Origin of the sequence: Bacillus sp. AG4(2022), assembly GCF_031844465.1 — a bacterium.
Classification (GTDB): Bacteria; Bacillota; Bacilli; order Bacillales; family Cytobacillaceae; genus Bacillus_AB; species Bacillus_AB infantis.
This window is the reverse complement of record NZ_JAUZVH010000003.1, coordinates 262,941-275,840: the sequence shown is the minus strand read 5'-3', so window position 1 is coordinate 275,840 and position 12,900 is coordinate 262,941. Positions and strand designations below refer to the sequence as shown.

The window sequence follows — 12,900 nt, the reverse complement described above, 5'->3', positions numbered from 1 at the left end:
CCATGCAGGATTTTCCTGGTTATGGGAGAATAACTCTAAAGGACTGCAATTAACAACAAGCAGAGGAGAGATCATATGGAGCAGGAGCTTTTGAAAATATTCGATGATGAAGGAAATCAGATCGGAACGGCCACCAGGAAGGATGTGCACCGGCAGGGCTTTTGGCATGAAGCTTTCCACTGCTGGTTCATTCAGCGGGAAGAGGACAAGGTGTATATATATGTACAGCTGAGAAGCAAAGAGAAAAAGGATTATCCGGACCTTCTGGATATTACGGCGGCCGGGCATCTGCTGGCTGAAGAAACCGTTGAGGATGGCGTCAGGGAAATAAAAGAAGAAATCGGCATCGATGTTGATATCGAAGAGCTGTCACCGCTCGGAATCATTAGATATTGCATTGAGAAGGAGAACTTCATTGATAAAGAAATGGCAAATGTGTTTCTTTACGAATGCTCCCAGCCGTTCAGCGAGTATGAGCTGCAGCCGGAAGAAGTAGCCGGGATTTACCGGATTGAATGGGACAGCTTCAAGAAGCTTTGGGAAAGCGGGGACGGCAAGGTGCAAATGGAAGGCTTCGAGATCGGCAGTGCCGGCGAGAAAATTTACTTGGAGAAGGAAGCAGCCATCGGAGATTTCGTTCCGCATGACCGCTCTTACTACCAGGAAGTCATCAAAGGCATCTCACAGCGGCTTGATTTGATGTAGCAGACCCGTCAGCTCCACAAAACATAAATTCTCCCTGGGATAGCAGACTATAGATATCAAAATGCAGGAGGGGGATGGAGATTGAAGGTATTAACAATGAAACAGCCCTGGGCCAGTCTGTTTGCCCTGCGGGAGGCTGAGTATGAAACGCGGACTTGGAAAACCCCATACAGAGGGGCGCTGGCCATTCATACCAGCCAGAAAATTGACGTAAAAGCATGCAGGCAAAAGATGGTCTCGGAGCTTTTAGGCCGGCATGGGTACTCAGAGGAAAATCTTCCCGCCGGGCAGATCATAGCTGTCTGCCGCCTGGAGGATTGCTTTAGTGTCATAGATCACTCCGGGTCAGGGGCCGTGCTTGAAAACGGCAGGATTATATCGGGACAGGAGCTCTATCTGGGCGATTACCGGACTGGCTGCTATGCCTGGCAGGTCAGCGGCATGGAAATCCTGAAGGAGCCAATCCCGGCCAAAGGCCGGCTGGGTTTATGGGAATACCCGCTTTGAGGGCGGGCTTTTCTATTTTAAGCAGGTAAAGACTGTCAAGGCGGCAATCACAGTTATGGTACGATTTTTTTATAAAATACCCCATTTCTGAATAAAGAGGTGACATCCGAAATGAAAGCAAAGGTCAAGCAAACATTTAACAGTCTGGCGGGCATCTATGAGCATCAGGTGGATCATGGGAGTTTGTTTAACAGCGAGTTTGAAAGGCCGGCGATGCTTGAGCAGCTCCCGGACAGTCTTGAGGGAAAGGATATTCTGGATGCAGGATGTGCGGCCGGGTGGTATACGGCTGAATTGGCCAGGCGGGGTGCAAATGTAACGGGTGCGGATTTAAGCCCTGAAATGATCAGCTCTGCCAAGAGGCGCGTTGGCAATAAAGCGCAGCTTGTCTGCTGTGATCTGGAAGGGAAGCTGCCATTTGACGGCGGTTCTTTCGACTGGGTCATCAGCTCTCTTACTCTTCATTATCTGAAGGACTGGCATCAAACCTTTGCAGAATTCCACCGGATTTTAAGGCCGGGCGGAACGATTCTGTTTTCCGTCCATCACCCGTTCATGGATATGGAGCTGCTGGATGAACCGGATTACCTGGCTGCAGAATTGATTGTGGATCGATGGACAAAAGCAGGGCAAACCTTTGATGTCCCTTTTTACCGGAGGCCGCTCCAGAATATCATCAATATGACGATAGCCCGCTTTTCATTGCAGGAGCTGATTGAGCCCCGCCCGACGCAGGTCTTTAAAGAGCGGAAGCCTGACCAGTATGAAAAGCTGATGAAGGCGCCTCATTTTTTAATTATCCGTGCGGTAAAAGCTGAAAATCCTTTGTAACGTATAATGTGTGCTCTTCCCCGTGCATGAAAACCTCTCCCGGAAGGGATACTTGGGCTATAGCGGCATCCTTTTTCAATAGGTGGTTTTCTGCTTCCATATTGAGGTAAAGGTAATGGCAGGACTGCAGGCTAATGTCTGTGCCGGAAAGGGGAATTTTCAGTGCATCATTTTGATGAGGTCTTTATTCAAATCTTATTTTTGCTTGCTGTTTCGGTAACGGTTATCGGAATTGCTAAGCTGGCCAGGCAGCCTTATTCCATTGCGCTTGTACTGGTCGGTCTTATCCTGGGGCTCACCAATATACCGCTTCTTGAAGAGGCCGAGCAGTTTATTACACAATCACATATTTTTCAGGCTATCATTATTTCTCTATTTCTTCCCATTTTATTGGGGGATGCCTCCATTAAAATGCCTTTTTCTCAGGTGAAGCAGGAGAGGAGGCCGATTTTGGCGCTTGCCTTTGGGGGAACCTTTCTCTCATTCATTATTATCGGCCTGGGCTCATATTATCTGCTTGGGCTTCCGCTGGTCCTTTCCTTCACGTTTGCCTCCCTGATGAGTGCGACAGACCCGATTAGTGTGATATCCATATTCAAAACCCTGGGTGTGCCAAAAAAACTGGTGACTATTATAGAAGGAGAATCGCTCCTCAATGATGGGGTAGCTGTCGTATTGTTTCAGATTTCCTCCATCTATCTGCTTACTTACATAGAAATGGGCTGGGCCGGTGTTGCGAGCGGCGTTTGGCTGTTCATTAAATTCAGTATAGGCGGAGCCCTGCTTGGGGCCTTGCTGGGCTATATTTTTTCACAGATCATTCGCATTTATGATGATTATCCGCTCGAAATTGCGTTCTCGATCCTGCTGTTCTTCGGCAGCTATTTCATCGCTGAGCATCTGGAGGTATCAGGTGTCATCGCCGTAGTGGTCGGAGGGGTCATTTTCGGGAATTATGGCGCAAGAATCGGCATGTCCGAGACAACGAAGACCAATATCAGCTCTTTCTGGGATGTGATCACCCTGATCGCCAATTCTCTGATTTTCCTGATGATCGGCCTGGAAATCAAAAATATCAGCTTTATCAATAACTGGTGGACGATTATCCTGGCCATTGTCATTGTGCTGGCAGGCCGAACCATTGCCCTTTACAGCAGCCTTGCATTTGTCAAAGACTTTTCCGGCCAATACAAAATCCTGCTGAACTGGGGAGGCTTAAAGGGAAGTCTGTCAATTGCCCTGGCTTTGAGCCTTCCGCCTTCTTTTGCAGGCAGGGATACAGTCCTGCTCCTTGCTTTCAGCGTGGTTCTGTTCTCCCTGATCGTCCAGGGGCTCACAATCAAGCCGATTATTCAGAAGCTCGGGATAAAACCTGTCCCTGATGATGATAAAATATGAACTGAAATCCATTCAGCATGCTGGATGGATTTTTGGCTGGGGAAGTAGAGACCGGGTGATCTTTAAAAGGGCTTGAAGTTATGCGATTTATCTTTCTTTTATAAGGAAAGGAAATTAAAATTGCCTCTGCCATCCTTCATGCCTTACACTGTAAAAAGTGCATGGGGGAATATATATCCCAGCAGGGTAAAATTCCGGAAGAAAACAAAGGCGGAATCGCTCCTGCTTTGTTTGACCGGGACCTCAGCCAAGTGATTTGTGCATGGAGGGAGAGCCAGTGGAGGAATTCAAGAACGATACATATGAAATCATGGAGGTTTGCCTTCTTGCCGGAAAAATCATGCTCCAAAGCGGTGCTGAAACATACCGGGTTGAGGATACGATGATGCGGATCGCTGCTTCCTTCGGGGTTGACCAGTCACACAGCTATGTCACGCCGACTGGCATCATTTTTTCCATTGAAGGCCATGAACCGACCAAAACGAAGCTGATCAGGATTTCCGAACGGGGAACTGATCTTGATAAAGTCACCATCGTCAACAGCATTTCCCGCAATATCAGCAGCGGGGAGCTGACAGTGAAGGAGGCTCTGCAGTCATTGCGGGAAGTAGAGGCTGCACCAATGGCGTATTCGCTGCTTCTTCAGATACTGGCGGCTGCCATTTCCAGCGGCTGTTTCCTGATCATGTTCAAGGGGAGCTGGGAGGACTTTCTGCCCGCGGTAGTATGCGGCGGACTTGGTTTCATTTCTTTTATCTATTTTCATAAATGGGTGCCGATCAAGTTCTTTGCTGAATTTGTGGCGGCATTTGTCATTGGCCTTGCATCTTATGCGTTTGTTTTTTCAGGGGCCGGCAATGAGCTGGATAAAATCATCATCGGATCGGTGATGCCGCTTGTGCCCGGCCTATTGATTACAAATGCGGTCAGGGATTTGATCGCGGGGCATTTGGTATCAGGACTGTCAAAAGGCGCTGAAGCATTTCTGACTGCCTTTGCCATCGGATCAGGCATCGCGGTGGTACTATCTTTCATCTCATTTTAAGGAGGCATTGCATGGAAACGATTGAACAGCTTGCAACAAGCTTTGTAGCATCGGCAGCATTCGGGATTCTATTCAATGCTCCGAAAAAGTCTTTGATCAAGTGCGGCACGGTCGGAACAATCGGCTGGCTCGTCTACTTCTGGATGGAATCATCAGGTGTGGATGCGGTTGGTGCCACCATTAGCGCTGCTTTTTTCGTGGCATTCACAAGCCAGTTTTTTGCAAGGGCCTATAAGACGCCGATCATCATTTTCAGCGTAGCCGGGATCATTCCACTTGTACCGGGAGGGCTTGCGTATGATGCAATGAGGAATTTTGTTGAGAACGATTATAACACAGCCATCAGCCTTGCTGCCCGGGCCTTCATGATCTCCGGGGCAATCGCCATCGGGCTTGTATTCTCAGAGGTCATCAACCAGATTATCAAGAATGCGAGAAGGGTTCAGAGCTGAAGGATTTCCAGTAGATAAAACAAGGGAAGGCATGTATCTGCATGCCTTTTTGCATACAGTAAAAAGAATTAGCAGATAAATAATTTCAAAATTCCGTAAAAAGTCGTATGATAGTGTATATATTTAGTTAAACGAAAGATTAAGATTCTGAACTTTTTCCTCGAAAGGCGGGTAAAGGAAAAGCAATTCAGCAGGAATCAGACTTGGAGGACGATTTATGGGAAAGGTGTTTGGATTTTTAAAAATATACAGGGTTGCCGTCATTGTCGCTCTTTCATTGATGCTGACGGAGCTTGCGGTTGAGCTGCTTCAGCCGCTTTTGATGGCCAAAATCATTGATGAAGGAATCATGAAGAAGGATATGGATGAGGTCCTGATTTGGGGAGGGGTCATGGTTGGCATCTCGCTGATTGCCTTCGCGGCCGGCATCATCAATTCCTTTTATGCTGCGCATGTCAGCCAGAGCTTCGGCTTTGATATCAGGAAGAGTGTATTCAGGAAAGTGCAATCCTTCTCGTTCGCCAACTTTGCTATGTTTCCGGGCTCCTCTCTTATCACGAGGATGACCAATGATGTCACATTGCTCCAGAATATCGTCTTCATGAGCCTGCGCATCATGATGCGTGCCCCGCTCCTGGTTATTGGAGGCCTGATCATGGCGTTTGTTGTCAATGTGAAGCTCGCTTTGATTCTGAGTGCGGTTGTTCCATTTTTATTTATTTTCCTCATTTTTATTATGAATAAAGGCGGAGCCTTGTTTAAAAAAGTTCAGGAAAAACTGGATGACGTCAATAATGTCATGCAGGAAAATCTGGCTGGCATCAGGCTCATTAAAGCGTTTTTGCGCAGGAATCATGAAAGCGAAAGGTTCACAGAGGTAACAGGGGACCTGAAGGATCAGACTGTTTTTGCTCTGCGGCTGATGGAAGTGACGATGCCGATGCTTCTTTTGATCATGAATATAAGCATTATCGGTGTCCTCTGGTTTGGAAGCATCCAGGTGGATGACGGAAGCGCCAAAGTCGGGGAAGTGGTTGCTGTCATCAACTATGCCACAAGAATTACGGGTGCTCTTTCAATGCTTTCTTTTATCATCATGGCCTTTTCAAGGGCGAAAGCCTCGGCCGGCAGGATTGCCGATGTCCTGAATACAGAAGTGGATCTGAAGGATTCTGAGCAGGCCCTGGCTGGATTTGAAATTGAGGGAGGAGAAATCGAGTTTGATTCTGTGAGCTTCCGTTATCCAGGCACAGACACAGTGGTGCTTAACGGTGTATCCTTCAAAATAAAGGCCGGCGAGACGGCAGCCATCCTCGGTGCAACAGGTGCCGGCAAATCATCTCTGTTTCAGCTGATTCCCCGGCTGTATGACGTGACTGGCGGAACCGTCCGGATTGACGGCCAGGATATCGGCCGGGTCAAACTGGATGATTTGCGCAAGCAGATCGGCTTCGTCCCGCAGGAGGCGCTGCTCTTTACAGGAAGCGTCCAGGAAAATATCCGCTGGGGAAAAGAAGATGCGACCCCTGCAGAGGTGGAGGAAGCGGCAAAGAAGGCCCAGATTCATTCTTCCATTGAAAGGCTCTCCGCTAAATATGACACGAAGATCGGGCAAAAGGGCGTCAACCTTTCAGGAGGGCAGAAGCAGCGCCTTTCCATCGCCCGGGCCCTTGTCCGCAAGCCGAAGATACTTCTGCTGGATGACAGCACAAGTGCTTTGGATTTGAAAACAGAGGCAAAGCTGCTGCAGGCATTGCGGACGTATACCGCGACTACGCTGATCATTACGCAAAAAATCAGTACAGCGATAGAATCGGACCATATTCTGCTGCTTGAAGACGGCAGGCTGATTGCCGAGGGAGACCACGAAACACTTCTGAGGGAATCGGAGCTGTATCAAAAGATCTTCAGGTCACAGTTCGGGGAGGAGGCGCTGGAGCATGTTCAGGGAGCTGACTGATCCATTCCGCTACAAGAAGATTGCTGTCCTGGAGAAAGAGAATCTCAAAAAGACAGCCGATGATGCAAAGAAACCAAAAGTAAAATCGAAGAACTGGGCAGGGACTCTCCGCAGGATCTGGAACTATCTCGCCGAGGAAAAAGGGCTCCTCTTCCTCGTCCTGCTCATGGTCATTCTCAGCAGTGTACTGGGGCTGCTAGGTCCGTTCCTCCTTGGGAGAGGGATTGACCAGTATATCGTTGAAAGAAGCAACAGCGGCTTTGCTGCCCTGCTAGCCGGGCTTGCTGCTATATATATTGTCTATTCTGCGTCCCTTTGGTTCCAGAACTATTGGATGATCGGGATTGCCCAGAACACAGTCTTTAAAATGAGGACCCAGCTTTTCCGACACCTTCACAAACTGCCGATTCCGTTCTTTGATAAAAGGCAGCATGGAGAGCTGATGAGCCGGGTGACAAATGATATCGAAAATGTCAGCTCCACGCTGAACAGCTCGGTCATACAGGTTTTTTCCAGTGTGCTCACCCTTGTTGGGACCGTAGGGGTCATGCTGTGGCTGAGTCCGCTGCTTACCCTGATCACCATGATCATTGTTCCGGTCATGTTTTATGGGATGAAGTGGATAACCAACCGGACGGGCCGGCTTTTCAAGGAGCAGCAGCGCAACTTGGGAGAGCTGAATGGCTTTGTCCAGGAGACGATTTCCGGCCAGCGGATCGTCAAGACTTTTTCCCAGGAAGACAGAGTGATTGAAGAATTCATCGGCAAAGGCGAAAAGCTGCGGGCCGCAGGATTCTGGGCCCAGACGTATTCAGGCTTCATCCCCAAGCTGATGAACATGCTGAATAATATGAGCTTTGCCATCATTGCAGGAGTGGGCGGCATTTTTGTCCTAAAAGGGATGATATCGATCGGCGTCATCGTCATTTTTGCCGAGTATGCCCGCCAGTTCACCCGCCCCCTGAATGACCTGGCCAACCAGTTCAATACCCTCTTGTCGGCTATCGCCGGTGCTGAACGGGTGTTTGAAATCATGGACCAGAAAGAAGAATTCGAGGATGAAGCAGATGCAGAAGAAATCAGCTTTATCAAAGGGGAAGTCGAGTTCAGGGATGTCTCTTTTTCTTATGAAAAGGGTGAGAATACAGTAACGGGCATCAATTTCAGGGCAAACACCGGGCAGACTGTGGCCCTTGTCGGCCCGACCGGCGCCGGGAAGTCTACGATTATCAACCTGATCTCCCGGTTCTATAATTATGACAGCGGAAGCATCACGATCGATGGCCGTGAGCTGAAAAAAATTAAGCGAGAAAGCTTAAGGCAGCATATGGCATTCGTCCTCCAGGATTCACTCCTGTTCCAGGGGACCGTCAGGGAAAATATCCGCTACGGAAAGCTGGATGCGACAGATGACGAAGTGGAAAAAGCTGCAAAAATGGCGAATGCACACTCGTTCATCATGAAGCTGCCGCAGCAGTATGATACCCTCCTGAAGGGGGACGCCAGCGGAATCAGCCAGGGGCAGCGCCAGCTTTTATCCATTGCCAGAGCTTTCCTTGCCGATCCTTCGATATTGATTTTGGATGAAGCAACAAGCAGCATCGATACAATTACAGAAATGAAAATCCAGGAAGCCCTCCAGACCTTGATGGAAGGAAGAACAAGCTTTGTGGTGGCCCACAGGCTGAACACCATCCAGCAGGCCGACCAGATTCTTGTCCTTGATGAGGGCAGCATCATCGAGAAAGGCTCCCATGAAGAACTTCTTGAACAGGAAGGATTCTACCATGGGCTTTACCACAGCCAGCTGAAGGAAGAGGCCATATAGGAAAAAGGTGCACGGCCATTTGGGCTGTGCACCTTTTTTGTATTTCGGGGCGGGAGAGTTCTGTTCCTTCATTAATGTCTGTAGAAGGCAGAGCAAAAAAAGATTGTACTCCATTACCATTTCACATATAATTCTTAATAGGAAAAAGATTCAGAATAAAAGGGGGAATTTGTTTGGAAGGTTTTGTTAGCCAATTAAACGGCATTCTTTGGAGTACACCGGTCATTTATATCTGTCTTGCCGTCGGACTCCTGTTTTCCGTGTTAACCCGTTTTCTGCAGGTCAGGCACATTAAAGACATGGTGCTGCTCATGTTCAAAGGCAAAAGTTCCGATGCGGGCGTTTCTTCTTTCCAGGCCTTATCTATTGCTCTTTCCGGCCGCGTGGGAACTGGTAACATCGCTGGTACCGCTACAGCAATCGCTATGGGCGGACCTGGTGCCGTCTTTTGGATGTGGGCAATTGCATTCATCGGTGCAGGAAGCGCCTTTGTGGAATCGACTCTTGCACAAATCTACAAAGTAAAACAGGATGGCTTATACCGCGGGGGCCCTGCTTATTATATTGAAAAGGGCATCGGCATCAAATGGTTTGCAGTTTTATTTGCGGTGGCTGCCCTGCTGGCTATGTCAGTGCTAATGCCTGGCATCCAGTCAAATTCCATTGCTCTGGGCATAGAAAATGCATTTGGTGTTAATATATATATCACTGGAGGCATCATTGTCGTCCTTCTTGGCCTGATTATCTTTGGCGGGGTAAAAAGGATTGCAACGGTTGCTCAATATGCTGTTCCATTTATGGCGGTAGGGTATATCCTGGTGGCCTTAATTATCATTGCCATGAATATCGGCGAGCTTCCAGGCGTATTCTCCCTCATCTTCAGGAGTGCGTTTGCCGCAGATTCCATGTTTGGCGGAATTGTCGGCAGTGCGATCGCCTGGGGTGTGAAAAGGGGAATCTATTCGAACGAAGCCGGCCAGGGTACAGGTGCGCATGCTGCTGCGGCTGCAGAGGTATCACACCCGGCAAAGCAGGGGCTTGTCCAGGCCTTCTCTGTTTATATCGATACGCTTTTCGTATGTTCAGCAACAGCCTTTATGATTCTTTTCACCGGCATGTACAATACAGTCGGTGAGGACGGCACGACAATGATTGTAAACGGCCTTCCGGGAGTGGAAGCAGGCCCGGCATTCACCCAGGCTGCAGTTGACTCTGCACTTCCTGGCTTCGGTGCAGGATTTGTGGCAGTATCTCTATTCTTCTTTGCCTTTACAACAATCATGGCTTACTACTATATCGCCGAAACCAATATGGCGTATCTGATGCGCAATAAGGACGGCAGACTTTTGACTTTTCTTCTGAAGATTGTATTGCTGGGGGCGACTTTTTACGGGGCCGTCAATGCAGCAGATCTTGCCTGGGCGCTTGGGGATGTCGGGCTCGGCCTGATGGTATGGCTCAATCTCATTGCCATCCTGATCCTTGCCAAACCGGCACTCATTGCCCTCAAGGATTACGAAGCACAGAAGAAGCAGGGTCTTGATCCGGTCTTCAACTCGAAGAAGCTTGGCATCAAAAATGCTGAGTATTGGGAAGAGGAATATGTGCAGCAGGATGAAAGAGTTTCATAAATGGAAAAAGGATGCCCTGGATGGTGAGCAGTCCCATCTTGGTGGAGAAACATTTGAAATAGCACACTAATGAACAGGCCAAATCTCATATGATTTGGTCTGTTGTTTTTTTTTGTGTTTTTATGATTTTTAACGCATGAATGGACAAGCAAAATTACATCCAATGTGATAATGACTATTTTTAAAAAACAGGAAGCCTTATCCTTATTTAAGTAATCAGCAAGCATCAAAATAAGCGGAGATTTTCCGTTTAAGCTGCATGGCACGGTAGGTTGATATAGGCGATGTTTCGGGACAGCTGCCAACATAGGCAGCTGTTCTTATTCCATAAAAGAGGCAGAATACTTCAAAAAAATATATGGGATTTTATGGTATAGTTTGATAGGTAAGGGGGTTAGAAATGTATAGAAAAAAATACATATCATTAATGCTGATTTTCGCATTAACAGCTTGTACTCAAAGTCCTGATTTTGAGTTGTATGAAGGAAAACCTTTAAAAATAGCGGTGGTTGGAAAACGACCAGAAGTAAATGAAAAACAAGTGATGTTTACAGAGATCGCATTTGATGAAATGGCAAGTGAAGAACTGAAATATTTTGACGCAGTAGTTATCAGGGAAGATAACCTTTTAGAGGCTGCTGAAAGCCAATATGCAGATGTTTACCTAAATTCTACAATTCCATTCTTTTTTATATCAGCTAGTAATCATGTCCCTGTCTCCACAAAAGAAACAGAATATAATGAGTCTTGGCATTGGGAAGCTGGTCAAAGCTATGCTGTTGGGGTTCTTACATTAAAAGAAGATGAGTCGTTAAAAAGCTGGGAATTCGGTTTGTATAATGATAGAAAAACAGATGAACACATAAAAGAAATATATTCAAGAATATTCAAATCGATTGATGAACTTAATCAATAATATAAAAAAGATCTATGAATAAATTCACTTGAAGCAACGGGTGCTTATGTTCCAGATCAGTGACCAACCTGGCAGTCTTTTTATGTGACAAACGAAGCAGGATACTTAAACCAAAAATATAACTTGGGGGTATAGTTATGTGGTTAATATTAGGGGTTTTTGCAATAGTATTAACTGTTATAAATCTTTCTTTGTATGCAGCAGGAAAGGATTATAAGCTTGCTATGGCGATGGCATTATCATTTACAGCATTAACAATTTGCGCAGATTACAGTTATTTAACTCGGTGGGTAAATGCGGAAGATTGGGCGGCTTTATCGGATGTAATACCTGGTATGGCAAGGGCATTTTGGTTTCTGACAATTGTTTCTATCTTGCTAAATATAGCACCTATATTCTTAGAACGAAAACGTAAGAAATAATGACTTATTATGTAAGTCTTTATGTATGACTAACGCGTAAAAAAGAACGCTTGGAATATCCATAATCCAAGCGTTTTTCTATGCTCTTGCATTGTTATTTATAGTGCTGAACAAAGTGCATCTTAGTGTATATTTTACCTTTTCTAACAGTGGAGTAACTATTTACCTTTTTGTTCATCCCTTTTCTAGTCTATAGCTGTAATGGAAGCTTCCGGTTTGCCGCGAAGGCTTTTTCTTTGCCGCTGTGCCTGAAGGCGGGTAAACAGATAGCAGCCAAGGATGACGATCATGCCTCCGAGAAACTGGATTGCTTCAAGCTTTTCTCCGAGCAGCAGAAAAGCCAGGATCGCAGTGAAGACAGGGTTGAAATTCAGGAACACTCCTGCGGTGACAGCCCCGATTTTCTGGACCCCTTTATTCCAGAGCACCATGCATACAACGGTTGAAATGAGTCCGGTATAAAGCATGGATCCTGCAAAGGACAGATCAGGATTTTTGATTTGGAGATCAGAATAGCTGAATGGAAGCAGGAAGGCCAATCCGAAGATCCCTGAATAAAAGGTCGACAGGATTGGAGAAGTATATTTTCCGGCCCACTTGCCGAGGATCGAATAGATTCCCCAAATGCACACCGCTGCCAACATCCATAAATCCCCTTTATTAAACGTCAAAGACAGCAGCATTTCCAGATGGCCTTTGGTAAGGACAAGCAGGACGCCGAAGAGTGAAAACATCATGGTCAGAATCTGCGGCAGGTTAATTCTGTCTTTTAAAAAGATTGCTGAAAAAACAGCTATTGAAATAGCGTTAAGCGTTGAAATCAGTCCGACATTTGTGGCCGTTGTTTCTTCCAGCGCCCAAAATTGAAAGATATTGAACAGCACTACACCTGTGATGCCAATCAGAATCAGCGGGACAAGCGATTTTGCAGGAGGCAGAAGCTTTTTTTCCTTCCGCAGCACGATAGGCAACAGGAAGATAACAGCAATGATCCATCTAAATGCGGTCAAGGCCACAGGGGAAGCATGCTCCACAAGCGACTTGCCTACAACAAAATTCCCGCCCCACAGCAGGGAGGTGAGAAGCATCAGGCATACATATAAAGCTGGCATAGGAGCAGCTCCTTCGATAGTTATTGAATTAATTTTAACATTTTCTCTTTGTGTTTTAATGATCATTTCGTACAATAGAGTAAATATGAAATT

12 protein-coding genes are annotated in these 12,900 nt (G+C 46.7%); 11 read left to right on the top strand and 1 reads right to left on the bottom strand.

The window, feature by feature from the left end:
- Positions 1–75 precede the first annotated feature (75 nt).
- From Q9R36_RS10245 to Q9R36_RS10195, 11 genes are all read left to right on the top strand, one after another.
- Complete coding sequence (locus tag Q9R36_RS10245; RefSeq protein WP_311225052.1) at positions 76–705, top strand: NUDIX hydrolase; 630 nt, start codon at positions 76–78, stop codon at positions 703–705.
- Positions 706–786: 81 nt separating this feature from the next.
- The gene (locus Q9R36_RS10240; protein WP_101551845.1) at positions 787–1,212 is read left to right on the top strand and encodes an ASCH domain-containing protein; all 426 of its coding nucleotides are present in this window, start codon (positions 787–789) and stop codon (positions 1,210–1,212) included.
- A gap of 111 nt (positions 1,213–1,323) precedes the next feature.
- The gene (locus Q9R36_RS10235) at positions 1,324–2,043 is read left to right on the top strand and encodes a class I SAM-dependent methyltransferase (protein WP_311225051.1); all 720 of its coding nucleotides are present in this window, start codon (positions 1,324–1,326) and stop codon (positions 2,041–2,043) included.
- A gap of 162 nt (positions 2,044–2,205) precedes the next feature.
- Complete coding sequence (locus tag Q9R36_RS10230) at positions 2,206–3,441, top strand: cation:proton antiporter (RefSeq protein WP_311225050.1); 1,236 nt, start codon at positions 2,206–2,208, stop codon at positions 3,439–3,441.
- 262 nt (positions 3,442–3,703) lie between these two features.
- Positions 3,704–4,486, top strand: coding sequence for a threonine/serine exporter family protein (locus Q9R36_RS10225; RefSeq protein ID WP_094768122.1), 783 nt, complete (start codon positions 3,704–3,706; stop codon positions 4,484–4,486).
- An 11-nt stretch (positions 4,487–4,497) separates the two neighbouring features.
- Positions 4,498–4,938, top strand: a complete 441-nt coding sequence (locus tag Q9R36_RS10220) for a threonine/serine exporter family protein (RefSeq protein ID WP_009792276.1) — start codon at positions 4,498–4,500, stop codon at positions 4,936–4,938.
- A 217-nt stretch (positions 4,939–5,155) separates the two neighbouring features.
- Positions 5,156–6,898 (top strand): ABC transporter ATP-binding protein, encoded by a 1,743-nt coding sequence (locus Q9R36_RS10215; RefSeq protein ID WP_311225049.1) that lies wholly within the window; start codon positions 5,156–5,158, stop codon positions 6,896–6,898.
- The gene (locus Q9R36_RS10210) at positions 6,879–8,726 is read left to right on the top strand and encodes an ABC transporter ATP-binding protein (protein WP_148950556.1); all 1,848 of its coding nucleotides are present in this window, start codon (positions 6,879–6,881) and stop codon (positions 8,724–8,726) included. The genes Q9R36_RS10215 and Q9R36_RS10210 overlap by 20 nt, the downstream gene beginning before the upstream one ends.
- 173 nt (positions 8,727–8,899) lie before the next feature.
- Positions 8,900–10,357 (top strand): alanine/glycine:cation symporter family protein, encoded by a 1,458-nt coding sequence (locus tag Q9R36_RS10205; protein ID WP_311225048.1) that lies wholly within the window; start codon positions 8,900–8,902, stop codon positions 10,355–10,357.
- Positions 10,358–10,757: 400 nt separating this feature from the next.
- Positions 10,758–11,273, top strand: a complete 516-nt coding sequence (locus tag Q9R36_RS10200) for a hypothetical protein (protein ID WP_257964284.1) — start codon at positions 10,758–10,760, stop codon at positions 11,271–11,273.
- A 137-nt stretch (positions 11,274–11,410) separates the two neighbouring features.
- Positions 11,411–11,695, top strand: a complete 285-nt coding sequence (locus Q9R36_RS10195) for a hypothetical protein (protein WP_094768126.1) — start codon at positions 11,411–11,413, stop codon at positions 11,693–11,695.
- A gap of 185 nt (positions 11,696–11,880) precedes the next feature.
- On the opposite strand, the gene Q9R36_RS10190 is transcribed toward Q9R36_RS10195, so the two are convergent.
- Positions 11,881–12,807, bottom strand: coding sequence for a DMT family transporter (locus Q9R36_RS10190; RefSeq protein WP_142385291.1), 927 nt, complete (start codon positions 12,805–12,807; stop codon positions 11,881–11,883).
- Positions 12,808–12,900: the final 93 nt, after the last annotated feature.